Raw genomic sequence first — 17,856 nt, 5'->3', positions numbered from 1 at the left:
ATGAGCAATATGAAAGCCACTGCCACCCCGGCAGCTCCGCAGCAACCCTCCTTTTTCGCCAGTCTGCGTCACAAATTGCCGAAAGATACCGGCATTTTTGTGGTGATGGTGGGGATAGCGTTAATTTTTGAAATGTTCGGCTGGTACGTGCGTGACCAGTCTTTCCTGCTCAACACCAACCGTCTGATCCTGATTGTGTTGCAGGTGGCGATTATCGGGATTATCGCGGTAGGCGTGACCCAGGTGATCATTACCACCGGTATCGACCTTTCATCCGGGTCGGTTATCGCCCTGACGGCCGTCGTCGCCGCCAGCCTGGCGCAAACCTCGGACAGCCTGTCGCCGATGTATCCGTCGCTGGTGAATATGCCGGCGGTGATCCCGATCGCCGCCGGTATCGGAGTCGGCTTGCTGTGTGGTCTGGTGAATGGCGTGTTGATCACCCGCACCGGTATCCCGCCGTTTATTGCCACTCTCGGCATGATGGTGTCGGCGCGCGGTCTGGCACAGTATTACACTCAGGGTAACCCGATCAGCTTCCTCTCCGATGGCTTTACCTCTATCGGCCAGGGCGCGATGCCGGTGGTGATTTTCCTGGTGGTGGCGCTGCTGTTTCATATCGCCCTGAAGCATACCCGCTACGGTAAATATGTTTACGCCATCGGCGGTAACATGACCTCCGCCAAAGTCTCGGGTATCAAGGTTAATAAGTACCTGATCATCGTCTATACCATTGCCGGTGCGCTCTCTGGCCTGGCCGGTGTGGTGCTGGCGGCCCGTGTCAGCAGCGGACAGTCGAGCATGGGGATGTCCTATGAGCTGGATGCGATTGCCGCAGCCGTAATCGGTGGCAGCAGCCTGATGGGCGGCGTCGGCCGCATCACCGGTACGCTGATCGGTGCAGTGATCCTCGGCCTGATTAAAAGCGGATTCACCTTTGTCGGTGTCGATGCCTATATTCAGGACATCATCAAAGGGATCATCATTGTCGCTGCGGTCTCGATTGATATGCATCGCAACCGTAAAAAACGCTGATTTGCCACCGGTACTGCGCCGCCGGACCCTGGCGCATGCATTGCTCTCTCTGCTGCCTGGCAGAGAGGGCAATGTTCAGTCCGATCCCGGCGAATTCCCGCCAACGATAAGAAATCCCACTGATAACGTTTACACGCTGAGCCGCCACGCCAGCGCCTGAAGCCAGGCTGTGCGTGCCTTATCCGCTTACCGCTGCACTAAAACGGATCTGCAGGTCATCACTTTTATGCACGCCTGACTCGCAGCGTCTGCACTATCGCGGTGCGTGACTGGCCGTTTCGTCGCCGGACAGCCTATCGCCGCCGCTTATTAACTCTTATGAGGTAATCAGAAACGCTTATTTTCCGGCGCGTTAGGAAAATTCTGGTTGGGCTGATGGCTGCCCGGATGAAACCTGGCCTGCATCTTGCAATTTCCTTAGCAACAACGCGGTTGGCTCAGACCAATTTAGCTATTCGGGGTTAGTGACGGAGGCAAGATGAATTTAAGACGACTGAAGTACTTTGTTAAAATCGTCGATATCGGCAGTCTGACTCAGGCGGCAGAAGTGCTGCACATCGCCCAGCCTGCGCTGAGTCAGCAGGTTGCGACGCTGGAGAACGAACTGGATCAACAACTGTTGATTCGCACCAAGCGCGGCGTCACACCGACCGAAGCCGGTAAGATTCTTTACTCGCATGCACGGACCATCCTGCGCCAGTGTGAGCAGGCACAAACCGCGGTGATCAATGCTGGCCAGGTGTTAAGCGGTCAGGTTTCGATTGGGCTGGCTCCGGGTACGGCGGCGTCATCGCTGACCATGCCGCTGTTGCAGACGGTACGCGATCAGTTCCCGGAAGTGCTGGTTTATCTGCATGAAAACAGCGGCAGCTCGCTGAATGAGAAAGTGATGAACGGTCAGCTGGATATGGCGGTGTTGTACGATCGTGCGCCGACCGCCGGAATTAACAGCATGCCGCTGATGAAAGAGGAGCTGTATCTGGTCGGTGCCACCGACTGTCCGGGTGCCAGTGTCGATCTGGCTGATGTGGCACAGATGAGCCTGTTCCTGCCGCGCGACTACAGTGCAGTGCGCAAACGTGTCGATGAGGCGTTTTCACTGCGTCGCCTGAGTGCACGTATCATCGGCGAAATCGAATCGATCTCTACGTTGACGGCGGCAATCTCCAGCGGTATGGGCGTCACGGTGTTGCCGGAATCCGCCGCACGTTCGCTGGTTGGCTCAACCAATGCCTGGATGGCACGGATCAACAGTCCGTCACTCAGCCTGCCGCTGTCGCTGAATATCTCCGCCCGTTTACCGTTGTCGCCGTCGGCGCAGGCAGTAAAAAATATTCTGCTGTCGCTGCTGAATAAGCCGATGAGCGAAGAGCGTGAGTTGATGTTGGTGAGTTAATGGGGCAGGTTACGCTTGCTGCGGTCTGATATTGAGCGGGTTTCGCTTGGTGCGGACTGACATTGAGTAATGTTGCGTTTGCTGCGGTCTGACACTGAGCGGGTTTCGCCCGCCGGGCGGTGGGGAGTTTCAGGTTGCCTGAGCAGGCGGACGCGTCAAGGGGCGGACGCCCGCCCCTTAACAATCCCGGCGTCCGGCGGCCTGCGCGCCACGCTGCGCGCGGTGCCTTCGTCACTCCCTGCGGCCGACGGACCGGCCGGACGCGCCATCCCTGGCACGATCCGTCCTTTCGCCGACCTCCTGTCGGCTCTCCTGGCCTCCGTTCACTTCTCAGCGCTGCGGACGCCTCTGGTAAAATCCTGCCGGTGAGTTTTTAGCCCTGACTGGCTGGGTTCAGGCCGCTGAAAGCGGGGAAAGATTGATAAGGTTTCGCTTTGCAGCAGGCTGACACTGAGCAGGTTTCGCCCGCCAGGCGATGGGGAGTTTCAGGTTGCCTGAGCAGGCGGTCGCGTCAAGGGGCGGACGCCCGCCCCTTAACAATCCCGGCGTCCGGCGGCCTGCGCGCCCCGCTGCGCGCGGTGCCTTCGTCACTCCCTGCGGCCGACGGACCGGCCGGACGCGCCATCCCTGGCACGATCCGTCCTTTCGCCGACCTCCTGTCGGCTCTCCTGGCCTCCGGTTGTTCCTCAGCGCTGCGGACGCCTCTGGTAAATCCTCGTCTGTAATCTCTCTGACTTGTATATGGACTGGTTTTGGCTGGTGTCTGGTGGGTTAGTTAGACCTGCTGCGGTCTGACATTGAGTGAGGTTTCGCCCGCCAGGCGATGGGGAGTTTCAGATTGCCTGAGCAGGCGGTCGCGTCAAGGGGCGGACGCCCGCCCCTTAACAATCCCGGCGTCCGGCGGCCTGCGCGCCACGCTGCGCGCGGTGCCTTCGTCACTCCCTGCGGCCGACGGACCGGCCGGACGCGCCATCCGTGGCACGATCCGTCCTTTCGCCGACCTCCTGTCGGCTCTCCTGGCCTCCGTTCACTTCTCAGCGCTGCGGACGCCTCTGGTAAAATCCTCGTCTGTAATCTCTCTGACTTGTATATGGACTGGTTTTGCCTGGTGTCTGGTGGGTTAGTTAGACCTGCTGCGGTCTGACATTGAGTGAGGTTTCGCCCGCCAGGCGATGGGGAGTTTCAGGTTGCCTGAGCAGGCGGACGCGTCAAGGGGCGGACGCCCGCCCCTTAACAATCCCGGCGTCCGGCGGCCTGCGCGCCACGCTGCGCGCGGTTCCTTCGTCACGCCCTGCGGCCGACGGACCGGCCGGACGCGCCATCCCTGGCACGATCCGTCCTTTCGCCGACCTCCTGTCGGCTCTCCTGGCCCCCGGTTGTTCCTCAGCGCTGCGGACGCCTCTGGTAAATCCCCGTCTGTAATCTCTCTGTCTTGTATATGGACTGGTTTTGCCTGGTGGCTGGTGGCAGGGATTACATCTGGTGGCTGTATGGATACTTTCTTTTTCCTGACGGTTAACGCCTCTTAACGTGAAAGAAACATTGACACTTATAGTGTTCACTCATCACAGCAACGAAGCACCCATAAAGAAACATAAAAATCACAGCGAGGGGTTAGGGAGGCCATCTGAAGCGCTGAGCCGATGAGGGATTTCAGGACGAGCGACAGGGAGGTCGCGAAGAGTCGGGGTCGTGCCAGGGATGGCGCGTCCCGACGGTCCGTGAGAAATCCGGAAGAGGCGAAGGGACCGCGAAGCGGCGGTGAAGCAGGCCGGAGCCCGGGGTCAAGGGGGCGCGGCGACTGGCGCCCCCTTGTCGGTCGCCGGCAGCGGCGAAACTGAAACTGCCGCAGCCAGCCGGCGAACGAAACCTGCTCATAGCCCGTTCGCGCAGCGAACCCAGGGCCAGGCGGGCGAAACCCGCTCAGTGCATACCCGCTGCCAGCCGGCAAACGAAACCCTCTGCAGCCCCGTTCGCGCAGCGAACACGCCCCCCTCAATCCCACCCCTTTATTCCCTATTGTCATATAAGTAACTTTTTTAGTATTTCCTGTTATCAATAATAGTTCTTACCATCAACAAATCAGATTACGTAAAGGGAGGTAAATACCGTGAATTTCCAACAACTTAAAATCATCCGCGAGGCGGCACGCTGTGAATTTAATTTAACGGAAGTCGCCAATACGCTATTTACGTCCCAGTCGGGTGTGAGCAGGCATATTCGTGACCTTGAAGATGAACTGGGCGTCGAAATTTTTATCCGGCGTGGCAAACGCCTGCTGGGCATGACGGAGCCAGGAAAAGCATTACTGACCATCGCCGAGCGCATTCTCGATGAGGCCGGCAAAGTGCGTCGGCTGGCCGATGTTTTTACCAATGAAACCAGCGGCATACTGACTATCGCTACCACCCACACCCAGGCGCGCTACAGCCTGCCGAAAATCATTAAGGCGTTCCGTCAGCTCTATCCCAACGTCCGGCTGGAACTGAATCAGGGTTCGCCGCAGGAAATTGTCAGCATGCTGCTGGCGGGTGAGGCGGATATCGGCATTGCCAGTGAAATGCTGGTCAATAACAGCAGCCTGGCGGCGTTCCCGTGGTTCAGCTGGCACCACGCTTTACTGGTGCCGAAAGAGCATGAGCTGGTGCAGAATCAGCCGGTATCGCTCAGCACCCTCAGCCGCTATCCGCTGATCACCTATCGTCAGGGGATCACCGGACGGTCACGCGTCGATCGGGCTTTCCAGTCGGCCGGACTGAAACCCGATATTGTGCTCAGCGCACAGGACTCCGACGTGGTGAAAACCTACGTTAAACTCGGTTTAGGCGTCGGGATACTGGCCGATCAGGCATGCGAAACCGAAGAGAACGATGACCTGGTCCGGGTCGAGGCGACGCACCTGTTCGATGCCAGCACCGTCTGGCTCGGCCTCAAGCGCGGGCAGCTACAGCGTAACTATGTCTGGCAATTCCTTGAATTGTGCAACGCTAACCTGTCACTGGAAGAGATCAAACGTCAGGCACTCTCCTACGGTAATGAAGATGAACCGGTAATCGACTTCCAGATTTAACGCTGATGCGCATCCGCTGGGGTGCGCATTTCGCCGCACGGCATAAAATTTCTTTTCGCGGCGAAAAATTCCTTTCCGGCACTTTCTCCTCTCTGACAACAACATCCTGCGCTGACCCGCCGCGATAAAGTGGAATCAGCCGATCACAAGGGGATGTTATGTCGCGACTACAACTGAAAGATAGCGATCTACTGCGCCAGCAGGCGTTGTTCGCCGGACGCTGGCAGGGCGCACAGCAGGGCGTCACACTGCCGGTTACCGATCCTGCCACTGGCGAAACCATCGCCACTATTCCAGCGCTGGGAAAAACCGAGACTGAGCAGGCGATTGCGCATGCCGAATCGGTCCGCGTTGCCTGGGGAAAGACGCCCAATGCCACGCGTGCGGCGCTGCTGGAAAAATGGCACCAGCTGATTATTGATCATGCCGACGATCTGGCGATTATCATGACCGCCGAGCAGGGCAAACCGCTGGCAGAAGCCAAAGGTGAGGTGCTGTACGGTGCCAGCTTTGTTAAATGGTTCGCTGAAGAGGCGCGCCGCATCTATGGCGACACCATTCCGGCCCCCAGCGATGACCGCCGTATTCTGGTGCTGAAACAGCCGGTCGGCGTGGCAGCCGCCATTACGCCGTGGAATTTCCCGATTGCGATGATCACCCGCAAAGTCGCCCCCGCGCTGGCCGCTGGCTGCCCGATCATAGTCAAACCGTCTGAACTGACGCCGCTCTCAGCGCTGGCGCTGGCGGTACTGGCGGAGCGTGCCGGCTTCCCGTCTGGCGTGCTGCAGGTGCTTACCGGTCTGCCGACCGAAATCGGTGAAGCGCTGACTGCCAGCCGCACGGTGCGCAAAATCTCCTTTACCGGCTCTACCCGGGTCGGACAACTGCTGATGCAGCAAAGCGCTGACAGCATCAAACGCCTGAGCCTTGAGCTGGGCGGCAATGCCCCGTTGATCGTATTTGACGATGCCGATATTGAGATAGCGGTGGCCGGGGTGATGGTCAGCAAGTTCCGCAATGCCGGCCAGACCTGCGTCTGCGCCAACCGGATTCTGGTGCAGCGCGACATCTATCCACGCTTTAGCGCCAGACTGCTGGAGGCGGTCGCCACCCTGAAAGTCGGCGATGGCTTTACGCCGGGCACCACCATTGGCCCGCTGATTAACAACCGGGCAGTAGAGAAAGTGAACGGACACATCGACGATGCTCTGAGTCAGGGTGCCACGCTGCTGACCGGCGGGATCAGCCGCAACAACGGTACCTTTGTTGAACCGACGGTGCTGGGTAACGTGACCAGTAGCATGCGTATCGCCCATGAAGAAACCTTCGGCCCGGTCGCGCCGCTGTTTATTTTTGATGATGAAGAGCAGGCAATTGCGATGGCTAATGACACGCCGTATGGGCTGGGAGCCTACTTCTTCACTGAAAATATCCGCCGGGCGTGGCGGGTGGCGGAAGCGCTGGAGTTCGGCATGGTCGGCTTCAATACCGGGGCAATTTCATTAGAAGTGGCACCGTTTGGCGGGGTGAAATTATCCGGCATTGGCCGGGAAGGTTCGCGATATGGAATTGATGAGTACCTGGAACAAAAAACATTTCATATCGGCAGCCTCTGAATAAGCAGTGAATAAAAATGCGTCAGCCTGCATTTCGGGCTGGCGTTTTTTTTGCTGAATCTTTTCTCACCGGCTGACTTATTTATCTGCGCTCTGATTTATCTGCACTCTGAAAAAGCTGGAAATTTATCAATGATGTGAACTGTGTCGATAAATTGAAGGCGAAATTCTGTCGTCGGGTGCAACGCTGACTCAGCGATACCCGTAATGGTGCAATTTCCGTGCGCGTTGCACCCGCAGAGTGCATAAATTTTGTGAAGTAAATCATCTGTTTAATTGTTCGGCAATTCCGCAAAAATTCCTCCGCCAATACGGCAGAAAATTTTTTTGCGCTGTTTTAAACGCATTTTTATTTTTTGCCCGGCTGGCATACTTTCTGCATTAGCTTATTAACGCGATAACTAAGTGACGTTTAAAACGCTAATAAGCCAGCGAATGACGGGTGTAACAAATAAGGATTCTTCCATGTTAAGTTTCGACCCTGAAAAAGTTTCCCTTCCGGTTGGTCATTATATTGGCGGCCAGCATCTTCAGAGCCAGGGCGCGCCCTTTGCGGTGAAGCGTCCCTCCGACGGCAAGGTATACGCCACGCTGCATGACGCCACGCCACAGGATGTCGACCATGCCGTGACCGTGGCTCATCAGGCGCTGAAAACCAGCGGCTGGTCCGGCTGTGCGCCGCGTGAGCGCGGTCGGGTATTACGGCGCTGGGCCGATCTGATCGAGCAGGACCCGCTGCTGGCTCAGCTCGAAGCGCTCGGGTCGACCCGGCCAATCAGTGATGTGGTACTGCACGAAATTCCGTTCACCGCCGAAGCGATTCGCTTTTATGCCGAATGCGCCGACAAATACAGCGGCGACCTGTTTCCGACCCGCGACAGCAGTCTCGGTATGCTGGTGGCCGAACCCTATGGCGTGATTGGGGCCATCACCCCGTGGAATTTCCCGCTGTCGATGGCGTCATGGAAATGCGGACCGGCGCTGGCAGCCGGTAATGCCGTGGTGCTCAAACCTTCTGAACTGACCCCGTTTTCCACCGTGCGAATGGCCGAGCTGGCGATTCAGGCTGGCTTACCGGCCGGGATCCTCAACATCGTGCAGGGCAGTGGTGCGGTGACCGGCAGTGCGCTGGTGAAACATCCTCTGGTGCGCAAAGTCTCCTTCACCGGCTCCACCCTGACCGGCGCGCGCATCATGAGCGATGCGGCGCAGTTCGGCATGAAACCGGTCACGCTGGAACTTGGCGGTAAAAGTCCACAGCTGGTGTTTGATGATGCCGGTGACCCGGACATCCTGGCGCAGCGCATTCTGCGGGGTTTCACCGCCAACGGCGGCCAGGCCTGCGTGGCGGGCACCCGCTTAATCGTCCAGCGCGGCATTGCCGATGCACTGACTGAACGGCTGGCGCGGCTGTGCCGTGAAGTGACTCCGGGCGTGACCTGGCACGAAGGCAGTCGCTATGCGCCGCTGATCGATGAACGTCAGGGCAACAAGGTCTGTTCAGTGATTGAAGCCGCCAAAGCGCAGGGTGCCGAGGTGCTGGTGGGCGGTGAACGCTTCGCGGATACCGACGGCGGCTGGTTCTGGCAACCCACCTTGCTAAGCCACGTCAGCCAGGACAATCCGGCAGTGCAGCAGGAAATTTTTGGTCCGGTGCTGACCATCCAGCCGTTCGACGATGAAGAGCAGGGTCTGGCGCTGGCGGCACACGACACTTACGGCCTGTGCGCGGGGGTTCACACCCTCAGCCTGCCACGTGCGATGCGGGCGATGCGCGCCATCGACGCCGGCACCGTCTGGATCAACCGCTATGGCCGCTCCGGCGATTTCATTATTCCAACCGGTGGCTTCCTGGGATCGGGCATCGGGAAAGATTTAGGGCGTCAGGCATTTCAGGCCTGCCAGCGCCAGAAAAGCGTACTCATCGATTTCTAAGCGCAACTGACAATGACGAGGTTGTTACATGGCACTGTTTAAACCGAAATACATCACGTTCGACTGTTACGGCACGCTGATTCTGTTCGACATGGCCGGTGCCGCGCAGCGTCGCTTCAGCGACCGCATCGCCCCGCAGCAGATGCACGCGTTCACTACCGATTTCTCCAGCTATCGGCTGGATGAGGTCCTGGGCGCCTGGAAACCCTATTACGACGTGGTCAGCAACGCCCTGCAGCGCACCTGTAAAAAGTGGGGTGTCAGCTGGGACAAAGCCGACAGCGACTTTATTTATACCGACTGTGCCAGCTGGGGACCGCATCCCGACGTGCCGGCCGGGCTGGCAAAAGTAGCGGAGGCGTTTCCGCTGGTGCTGCTGACTAACTCGATGAACGACCTGATCCCGCATCACGTGCCGCGTCTCGGTGCGCCGATCCATATGACCATCACCGCAGAAGAGGCGGGGGCTTATAAGCCGCAGATGAAAGGCTTCGAGTACATGCTGGAGAAGCTCGACTGTCGCCCGGATGAGATCCTCCATGTCTCTTCCAGTTTCCGCTACGACCTGATGACCGCGCACGATCTCGGCATCAAAAACAAAGTGTGGGTCAACCGCGGTCACGAGCCGGCCAATCCGTACTACCAGTACACCGAAATTAAAGACATCGGCGGCCTGCCAGGCGTCGTTGGACTCTGAGGATAGCGCCATGAAACTGGAATCGTTCTGGCAAGCCACCGCGCCGGCCTTTAGCGGGGCCGCCAGCGACCCGCTGCCATCACAGGCGGATGTGGTGGTGATTGGAGGTGGTTTTACCGGCGTCTCGGCGGCGCTCAGCCTGGCGCGCAGCGGCCTCAGCGTGGTGCTGCTGGAGAGTGGCGAGGTGATGAGTCAGGCCTCGTCGCGTAACGGCGGGCACTGCAATACCGGGGTGGCGCATAACTTTGCCGCGCTGGTGGCGAGTCAGGGGCTGGAACAGGCCAGTCGCTTCTATCGGGCTTTTGATGACGCGGTCAGCTACGTCGAACAGCTGGTGCGGGACGAACGGATCGACTGCGATTTTCGCCTGTGCGGCAAGCTCAAGCTGGCCAGCAAAGCGACCCACCTCGCCGGGCTGCGTGAAGCCGCCGAGCTGATGCGTCGCACGGTGGACCCGGAGATTGAGCTGCTCGACAAAGCGGCCGTCCGGCAGGAGATCGGCAGCGATGATTTTCACGGTGGCCTGCTGCAAAAACGCGGCGGACAGATGCACATGGGCAAGTTTGGCGTCGGACTGGCCAACGCCGCCGCCCGAAGCGGAGCAAAAATTTACCCGCATCATCCGGTGACCCGGCTGGAGCGACTCAGTGGTTATCAGCATCGGGTGCATACCGATCAGGGCGTGATTCTGGCCGACAAAGTACTGATGGCAACAGGCTGCTCCAACGTCGGGCCTTTTCCGTGGTTTCAGCGCCGCATCGTGCCGGTCGGCAGCTTTATCGTGGTGACCGAGACGCTGGATGAAGACTTGCTGCGCCAGGTGTTGCCTCACGATCGCACCTACGTCACGTCACTCAACATCGGTAACTATTTTCGCAGCACCGCCGATCGTCGGTTGGTGTTCGGCGGCCGGGCGCGTTTTGCGGTCAGCAACCCGACCTCCGATTCGCGCAGCGGCGAGATCCTGCGTCGGGCCATGACGCAGATGTTTCCTCAGCTCAGCAATACGTCACTGGCCTACTGCTGGGGCGGCATGGTCGATATGACGGCCGATCGTTTGCCGCATGCCGGTGAGCAGGATGGCCTGTTCTATTCGCTGGGTTACAGCGGCCACGGCACCCAGATGTCGGTGTGGATGGGCCGGGTGATGGCCGATCTGCTGGCCGAAAAACAGACTGAAAATCCCTGGCAGCGCGCGTCATGGCCAGCGCTGCCCGGTTATCACGGCAAGCCATGGTTTTTGCCCCTCGCCGGGCTCTATTACAAAGCAAAGGATCGCCTGTCATAAATTCCCGCCGGGTTCAGGCCACCTCCGGCCACCGGAAGAGTCACTTCACGTTCGCTTGATGGTTTATTGAGGGTGTACAGATGAGCAAATTTGATAATAAAGATCCTGACGCGGTCAATCCGGCACTGACGCGAATGATCACTGAAGGATCGCTGTCACGCCGTAGCCTGATGAAAATTCTTTCAGCCGGCGCAGTGATGAGCAGCGGCCTGATCGGTTTCTCCGGCGCGGCACTGGCCGATGATAAGCCGGTCAAAGGCGGCAAGCTGCGGGCGGCGATGTCGAACGCCTCCGCCACGGACACCCTTGATCCGGCAAAAAGTAACAACAGCGGCGACTACACCCGCCAGTACATGTTTTACAGCGGCCTGACCGAGCTGGATAAAAGCCTGATGGCGCAGCCGGCGCTGGCTGAATCGCTGGAGTCCAGTGACGGCATCAGCTGGCATATCAAACTGCGGCAGGGCGTTACCTTCCACGACGGCAAACCCTTTACCGCCAAAGATGTGGTCTACTCGCTCAGCCGCCATAAAGATCCGGCCGTCGCCTCCAACGCTTTCAAGCTGGCCGATCAGTTCAAAACCATCAGCGCAGTTGGCGATCATGAGGTGCTGCTGGAGCTGAATAGCGCCAACTTCGATGTGCCTTACATGCTGGCGACGCCGCCGTTTCTGATCGTGCAGGATGGCACCAAAGATTTCAGCAAGGGCATCGGTACCGGCCCGTTCATCTGCAAAGCCTTTATGCCGGGCGTGCGCTCGATTGGCAGCAAAAACCCCAACTACTACAAGCCCGGCTTACCGCATCTGGATGAGGTTGAGCTGATTGGTGTTACCGACAATGCGGCGCGGGTCAATGCGCTGATGTCGGGCGATCTGCATATTGTCTCCACCCTGTCGGCAGCCGATTGCAAACGCATCAAGGCCACCGCTGACTTCGGCGTGCTGGAGAGTAAATCGGGCATGTACACCAACCTGATTGTGCGCACCGACGTCAAGCCGGGCAGCAACGAAGATTTCGTGCTGGCAATGAAATACCTGCAGCCGCGTGAAATGCTGGTCAAAACCGTGCTGCAGGGCTACGGCGACGTCAGCAATGACACGCCGGTTCCGCCGTGGCACCCGCTCTACAACGCCGATCTCAAACCGCGGCCACTCGACGTCGAAAAGGCGAAATTCCACATCAAAAAAGCCGGCATGACCGGTTCGACGGTGGAGATCATTACCACCCCGAATATTGAAGGCGCCAACGAAGGCGGCCAGCTGATTCAGCAGGTGGCGCGAGGGGCGGGTATCAACTTCAAAGTGCGACGCGTGCCGTATGATGGTTACTGGTCTTCGCACTGGACCAAAGATCCGGTGGGATACGGCTCGATAAACCCGCGTCCGACGCTCGACATGCTGTTCTCACAGTTTTATCTCTCTAGCGCACCGAATAACGAATCAGGCTGGAAGAACGCACAGTTCGATCAGCTGGTGATTGCTGCACGTGGCGAGCGCGATCAGGCGAAGCGCAAGCAGATGTATGGCGATATGCAGGCGCTGATTTATGACCATTGCGGCACCATTATCCCGACCTTTATCAGCTCGACTGACGGTTACAACAAAAAGGTGAAAGGTGTGGAGGCCTGGCCGTCGGGCATGATGATGGGTTATCGCTTCCATGAGTTTGCCTGGCTGACCGCCTGATCCTGGCTTAGCGCCTATCCAGTCAGGCGATTTTATTTGTCAGTCTGAAGCTGGGCAGTGCTCACAATCCACACGTACTACGTGTACGTTCCGGTTGTTCCGCGCAGTCCGTGTCCGGACTGCCAGCAACAATTACGCCTGGTGGGCCAGGCTCTTCATAAGGAGTACGCCGATGAACCGATACATGATGCTGCTGATTGCCCGGCGCGTGGGGGCCGGCATCCTGACTTTACTTATCGTCTCGGCGGTGGTGTTTTTTATCACCAGCCTGCTGCCGGGCGATGCGGCGCAAATGATCCTTGGGCAGAACGCCACGCCAGAAACGGTCGCAGCGTTACGTCAGCAACTGGGCTTAGATCAGCCGCTGCTGATGCGCTACTTCAGCTGGCTGGCTGGGATGCTGCAGGGTGACTTCGGCACCTCGTTTGCCAGCCATCTGCCGGTCTCGCAGCTGGTGGCGCAGCGTATTCCGGCCACTTTTGAACTGGCGGCCATCACCACCCTGATCTGCGTGCCGCTGGCGTTGATTATCGGCATCATCGCGGCGATGAACCGTGGTTCACGGCTCGATCGGGTGCTGGTGATCGGCACCATGGCGACGGTCGCAGTGCCGGAGTTTCTGGTGGCGACGGTGGCGGTACTGATTTTTGCCGTCAAGCTGCACTGGGTGTCGGCGATGTCGTTCGGCAGCCCGGATAGCGATCTGCTGAGCTACCTCAAAGCTTACGCACTGCCGGTGCTGACCTTGTGCTGCGTGCTGGTGGCGCAGATGGCGCGCATGACGCGGGCGGCAATCATCAATCAGCTCGACAGTCCCTATCTGGAGATGGCGCTGCTGAAGGGCGTATCGCCACTGCGGGCGGTGCTCCGTCACGCACTGCCCAATGCGGTCGGGCCAATTGCCAACGCCATTTCACTCAGTCTCTCCTATCTGTTTGGCGGCGTAATCATTATCGAAACCATCTTCAGCTATCCCGGCCTCGCCAGTCAGCTGGTAGACGCGGTCAGCAACCGCGATCTGCCGGTGGTGCAGCTCTGCGTCATGCTGTTTGCTGCCTGTTATCTGGTGCTGCTGCTGGCGGCTGATGTTCTGACCATCGCATTTAACCCAAAATGGAGAAGCGCATGAATACACTCCTGCTTCCGGTGCGTTTTTTTCAGTCGCTCTCCTGGTCGGGACGACTGGGACTGCTGATGTCACTGTTCTGGCTGCTGATGGCGGCATTCGGTACTCAGCTGGCACCGCACAACATTGATGATATCGGCGGTGGACCGCTGATGGGCGGCCTGACGCCGGATAACCTGCTGGGCACCGACTACCTCGGGCGCGACATGCTGAGCCGCATTCTGTATGGCGCGAAGTTCTCCATCGGTCTGGCACTCAGCGCCGCGCTGCTGGCCAGCCTGATTGGTACGCTGCTGGCGCTGCTGGCGGCGGTAGCTGGCCGCTGGCTGGAGGAGCTGCTGGGACGGGTCAACGATGCGCTGCTGGTGCTGCCGGGCAAAGTGCTGTCGCTGATGATTGTCGCGGTGTTCGGTTCGTCGCTGCCGATGCTGATCCTGACTGCGGTCTTCACCTACTGGCCGGGCGCATTCCGCATCGCTTTCGCCATGGCCAGCACGCTGCGCAGCATGGATTACGTCCGCGCCTCGCGACTGCGCGGTGAAAGCCGCTGGTACATCGCCATTCATGACATTCTGCCTAACATGGTGCACCCGATGCTGACCGATTTTGGCCTGCGCTTCGTCTACATCGTGCTGCTGTTAAGCGGCCTGAGTTTTCTTGGCCTCGGTGTTCAGCCACCGTATGCCGACTGGGGCACGCTGGTGCGCGAAAATATCCAGGGACTGTTTGATGGCTCGCCCGCGGTACTGATGCCGGCGCTGGCGATTGCCAGCCTGACTATCGGGGCCAACCTGTTTATCGACAGCCTGCAGGCGATGCGTCCGATGACGCTGGCGAAGGAGGGAGCATGAACGTGACGCCACATACTGCAATGCCGGTGATTTCGGTGGATAAGCTGCGTGTTACCGCGCAGACCGATCGCGGCGAAGAGATCGATCTGGTCTCCGACATTCACTTTACCGTTCAGAAAGGCGAAGTGCTGGCGCTGATTGGCGAATCCGGCTCGGGAAAAACCACCATCGCCATGGCGCTGATGGGCTATGCCCGCAGCGGCTGCCGCATCGCCGAAGGCAATATTCACGTGGCGGGCACCGACGTCAACAGCCTGTCGCCGGGCCAGCTACGCGCCTTTCGCGGTAATAAAGTCTCGTATATTGCCCAGAGCGCCGCCGCATCCTTTAACCCCGGCATGAAGATTCTTGACCAGGTCATCGAGCCAGTGGTGATCCACGGCACCATGACCCGTAAAGCGGCCAGGGCCAAGGCGATTGGCCTGTTTCGCGAACTGGCGCTGCCCGACCCGGACACCATTGGCGACCGCTTTCCGCATCAGGTTTCCGGTGGGCAACTGCAACGCCTGATGACGGCGATGGCGCTGATTGGCGATCCGGACGTGGTGATCCTCGACGAACCGACCACCGCGCTGGATGTCACCACCCAGGTGGAGGTGCTTAAAGCGTTCCGCCGCGTGGTGGCTCAGCGTGGTGTCACCGCCATTTACGTCAGCCACGATCTGGCGGTGGTGGCGCAGATGGCCGATCGGATTCTGGTGCTGCTGCGCGGCCAGATGGCGGAGTACGGCACCACCGCCCATCTGATTGGCGCGCCGCAGGCAGAGTACACCCGGTTACTGATGGATGCGGCACGACAGAAAGAGCGGCCCAGCAACTGGTGCCCGGCGGCGGCTGATGTTCAGCCATTGCTGGAGGTGCGCGACCTGAATGCAGGTTACGGTCCGCGCGGCAGTGACGGCCACCCGAAAGTACGCATTCTGGAAGAGATCAACCTCAAGCTGTGGAAGGGGCAGGCAATCGGCATCATTGGCGAATCGGGGTCAGGTAAAACCACGCTGGCACACGCCATCGCCGGGCTGAACGCGCCGAGTCACGGCCATATTCTGTTCAACGGCCACTACATTGCCGGTGATATGCAAAAACGTCCTGACAACGAGCTGCGTCGCATTCAGTATGTGTTTCAGATGGCGGACACCGCACTCAATCCGGCGCACAGCGTCGAACGCATTTTGTCGCGGCCGCTGACCCTGTTTCACGGTCTGAGCGGTGCGGCCCGGCAACAGCGGCTCTGGCAGCTGCTGGATCTGGTCAAATTGCCGCGCAGCGTGTTGTGGCGTCGCCCATGGGCGCTGTCCGGTGGGCAGAAACAGCGGGTGAATCTGGCGCGCGCACTGGCAGCTGAGCCGGATTTGATCCTGTGTGATGAGGTGACCTCGGCACTGGATACCGTGGTGGCCGCAGCGGTGCTGGACTTAATCAGCGAGCTGCGCCGCGAACTGGGTCTCTCAGTGATCTTTATCAGCCATGATATGCATGCGGTACGTGCGGTGTGTGATGAAATCGTGGTGATGAAGAGCGGACGTATCGTCACGCAGCTGGCGCGCAACGATTACGATAAGCCGACCAGTGAGCTTTATTTTGAGCGCCTGAAGCGGGCCGTACCGGAACTGCGTCAGGGCTGGCTGGATGAGCATGAAGAGGTGCTGAAAGCGGAGTAGCCCCCATTGCGTCATTCGCCGCACAGCGGTAGAGACGCAGCGAAGCGCATCTGACAGAGGTCTCTGCCCACGGTGGCAGAGGCGCGGAGCAGGGCCGGCGGCCGGTTTACCGGATCGCGCCCGGCCTGATAACCAATAACAGAGGTAGCAATGCTATGCCTGCACCGATTCGTTATGTACAGGACAGTGCAAACTTTCCCGAGGCCGCCGATGTGGTGGTGATTGGCGCCGGTATCGCCGGGGCTGCCGCCACCTGGGAGCTGGCAAAACAGGGACTGAAGGTGGTGTTAATCGAAAAAGGACTGGTGGGGGCAGAGCAATCGAGCCGCAACTGGGGCTGGTGTCGCCAGCAAAACCGTGATGAGCGTGAATTGCCGCTGATTATCTATGCCCTGCAACGCTGGGGTGAACTCAACGCCGAAACCGGTGAAGAGCTGGGTTTTCGCCGCAGCGGTCTGGTTTACGCCACCCGGATTGAAGCGGATATCGCCGCATGGGAGAAGTGGGGGCAGATGGCGAAAAGCTACGGTGTCCGCAGCGACATCCTGACTGCCGAACAGGCGAAAGCGATGACGCCTGGCAGCACCACCGCCTGGCGTGGTGGTGTCTCATCCCCGACCGACGGCCATGCCGAACCGCGTCTTGCCGCACCTGGCCTGGTGATGGGAGCGCAGAAGCACGGCGCGCTGGTGTTCCAGCAATGTGCGGTGCGTGGGTTGGATATTGCCGCAGGCCGGGTCAGCGGCGTCTGGACCGAGCGCGGCCTGATTAAAACCAGCCGGGTAATCTGTGCCGCGGGTGCCTGGACTTCGATGTTCTGCCGTCGTCACGGTATCGATCTGCCGCTCGGCAACGTAATCGGCACCGCCTTCCGCACCCAGCCGATTGAGCAGGCGATTGCCATGCCGCTCTACACGCCGGGCTTCGCCTGTCGGCCACAGCTGGATGGCAGCTACACCGTGTCAGTCTCCGGGCGGGGACGGCTGGAGCCGGGGGCTCAGGGGCTGCGCTATGCCCGGCAGTTCTATCCGACCTTTAAAAGCCGGCGTAAAAATCTCACCCTCAACCTCGGCATTACCCCGTTCTTCCGTGGTCCGGAAGCGATGGGACGCTGGGAATTTGACCGCATGTCGCCCTTTGAGCGGATGCGAATTCTCGATCCGGCGGCGGATGCGCATATCGTCGAAGAGGGGCTGGCGGCGATGCGTCGGGAATATCCGGCGCTGGCTAATCTGCGGCTGGCACAGTCGTGGGGCGGCATGATCGACAGCACCCCGGACGCGATTCCGGTGATTTCGACCGTGGCAAAACTGCCCGGGCTGGTGTTATCAGCCGGCTATAGCGCGCACGGCTTCGGCATCGGGCCGGGTGCCGGACGGCTGGCCGCCGATCTCGCCACTGACGCCACCCCGATCGTCGATCCCAGACCTTATCGCTACAGCCGTCTGGTTGACGGCAGCGGCTTAGAAACCCCCGGCATGATGTAAGGAGAC

The 17,856-nt window shown here is 59.3% G+C and carries 12 protein-coding genes; all 12 read left to right on the top strand.

All coding sequences use genetic code 11. The features are described from left to right. Positions 1-9: 9 nt before the first annotated feature. On the top strand, positions 10-1,035 hold the full coding sequence (locus tag FHW04_RS11410) for an ABC transporter permease (RefSeq protein ID WP_176035913.1): 1,026 nt from the start codon (positions 10-12) through the stop codon (positions 1,033-1,035). Positions 1,036-1,513: 478 nt separating this feature from the next. Continuing rightward, on the top strand, positions 1,514-2,431 hold the full coding sequence (gene nac / locus FHW04_RS11405; protein WP_031376306.1) for a nitrogen assimilation transcriptional regulator NAC: 918 nt from the start codon (positions 1,514-1,516) through the stop codon (positions 2,429-2,431). 2,110 nt (positions 2,432-4,541) lie between these two features. Beyond that, on the top strand, positions 4,542-5,501 hold the full coding sequence (gene cbl, locus FHW04_RS11400) for an HTH-type transcriptional regulator Cbl (protein WP_031377051.1): 960 nt from the start codon (positions 4,542-4,544) through the stop codon (positions 5,499-5,501). A gap of 158 nt (positions 5,502-5,659) precedes the next feature. Then, entirely contained in the window at positions 5,660-7,117 is a 1,458-nt protein-coding gene (locus tag FHW04_RS11395) for an NAD-dependent succinate-semialdehyde dehydrogenase (protein ID WP_069729733.1), read from the top strand. A 465-nt stretch (positions 7,118-7,582) separates the two neighbouring features. After that, positions 7,583-9,052, top strand: a complete 1,470-nt coding sequence (locus FHW04_RS11390) for an aldehyde dehydrogenase family protein (RefSeq protein ID WP_069729734.1) — start codon at positions 7,583-7,585, stop codon at positions 9,050-9,052. A gap of 28 nt (positions 9,053-9,080) precedes the next feature. After that, positions 9,081-9,749 carry a haloacid dehalogenase type II gene (locus tag FHW04_RS11385; RefSeq protein WP_031377053.1) on the top strand — a complete coding sequence of 223 codons (669 nt, stop codon included), beginning with the start codon at positions 9,081-9,083 and terminating at the stop codon, positions 9,747-9,749. A gap of 10 nt (positions 9,750-9,759) precedes the next feature. After that, a complete protein-coding gene (locus FHW04_RS11380; protein ID WP_089561996.1) occupies positions 9,760-11,037 on the top strand; it encodes an NAD(P)/FAD-dependent oxidoreductase in 1,278 nt (425 codons plus the stop codon). An 80-nt stretch (positions 11,038-11,117) separates the two neighbouring features. After that, positions 11,118-12,725, top strand: coding sequence for an ABC transporter substrate-binding protein (locus tag FHW04_RS11375; RefSeq protein WP_089561997.1), 1,608 nt, complete (start codon positions 11,118-11,120; stop codon positions 12,723-12,725). Positions 12,726-12,897: 172 nt separating this feature from the next. Further along, positions 12,898-13,854 carry an ABC transporter permease gene (locus tag FHW04_RS11370; protein WP_031377056.1) on the top strand — a complete coding sequence of 319 codons (957 nt, stop codon included), beginning with the start codon at positions 12,898-12,900 and terminating at the stop codon, positions 13,852-13,854. Continuing rightward, positions 13,851-14,702 (top strand): ABC transporter permease, encoded by an 852-nt coding sequence (locus FHW04_RS11365; protein ID WP_031377057.1) that lies wholly within the window; start codon positions 13,851-13,853, stop codon positions 14,700-14,702. Before FHW04_RS11370 ends, FHW04_RS11365 begins: the two co-directional genes overlap by 4 nt. Next, entirely contained in the window at positions 14,699-16,363 is a 1,665-nt protein-coding gene (locus FHW04_RS11360) for an ABC transporter ATP-binding protein (RefSeq protein WP_031377058.1), read from the top strand. Before FHW04_RS11365 ends, FHW04_RS11360 begins: the two co-directional genes overlap by 4 nt. Before the next feature lie 155 nt (positions 16,364-16,518). Beyond that, positions 16,519-17,850: an NAD(P)/FAD-dependent oxidoreductase gene (locus FHW04_RS11355; protein WP_046288236.1), complete on the top strand. Its 1,332-nt coding sequence runs from the start codon at positions 16,519-16,521 to the stop codon at positions 17,848-17,850. Positions 17,851-17,856 lie beyond the last annotated feature (6 nt).

The sequence above is a fragment of the Pantoea sp. AN62 genome (assembly GCF_050432985.1).
Classification (GTDB): Bacteria; Pseudomonadota; Gammaproteobacteria; order Enterobacterales; family Enterobacteriaceae; genus Pantoea; species Pantoea brenneri.
This window is presented reverse-complemented; position numbering and strand designations above follow the sequence as displayed.

Excerpts from the sequence above, each read along its gene's own strand:
- FHW04_RS11410 (WP_176035913.1), top strand. The coding sequence starts at position 10 with ATGAAAGCCACTGCCACCCCGGCAGCTCCGCAGCAACCCTCCTTTTTC.
- nac (WP_031376306.1), top strand. The coding sequence starts at position 1,514 with ATGAATTTAAGACGACTGAAGTACTTTGTTAAAATCGTCGATATCGGC.
- FHW04_RS11395 (WP_069729733.1), top strand. The coding sequence starts at position 5,660 with ATGTCGCGACTACAACTGAAAGATAGCGATCTACTGCGCCAGCAGGCG.
- FHW04_RS11390 (WP_069729734.1), top strand. The coding sequence starts at position 7,583 with ATGTTAAGTTTCGACCCTGAAAAAGTTTCCCTTCCGGTTGGTCATTAT.
- FHW04_RS11385 (WP_031377053.1), top strand. The coding sequence starts at position 9,081 with ATGGCACTGTTTAAACCGAAATACATCACGTTCGACTGTTACGGCACG.
- FHW04_RS11380 (WP_089561996.1), top strand. The coding sequence starts at position 9,760 with ATGAAACTGGAATCGTTCTGGCAAGCCACCGCGCCGGCCTTTAGCGGG.
- FHW04_RS11375 (WP_089561997.1), top strand. The coding sequence starts at position 11,118 with ATGAGCAAATTTGATAATAAAGATCCTGACGCGGTCAATCCGGCACTG.
- FHW04_RS11370 (WP_031377056.1), top strand. The coding sequence starts at position 12,898 with ATGAACCGATACATGATGCTGCTGATTGCCCGGCGCGTGGGGGCCGGC.
- FHW04_RS11365 (WP_031377057.1), top strand. The coding sequence starts at position 13,851 with ATGAATACACTCCTGCTTCCGGTGCGTTTTTTTCAGTCGCTCTCCTGG.
- FHW04_RS11360 (WP_031377058.1), top strand. The coding sequence starts at position 14,699 with ATGAACGTGACGCCACATACTGCAATGCCGGTGATTTCGGTGGATAAG.
- FHW04_RS11355 (WP_046288236.1), top strand. The coding sequence starts at position 16,519 with ATGCCTGCACCGATTCGTTATGTACAGGACAGTGCAAACTTTCCCGAG.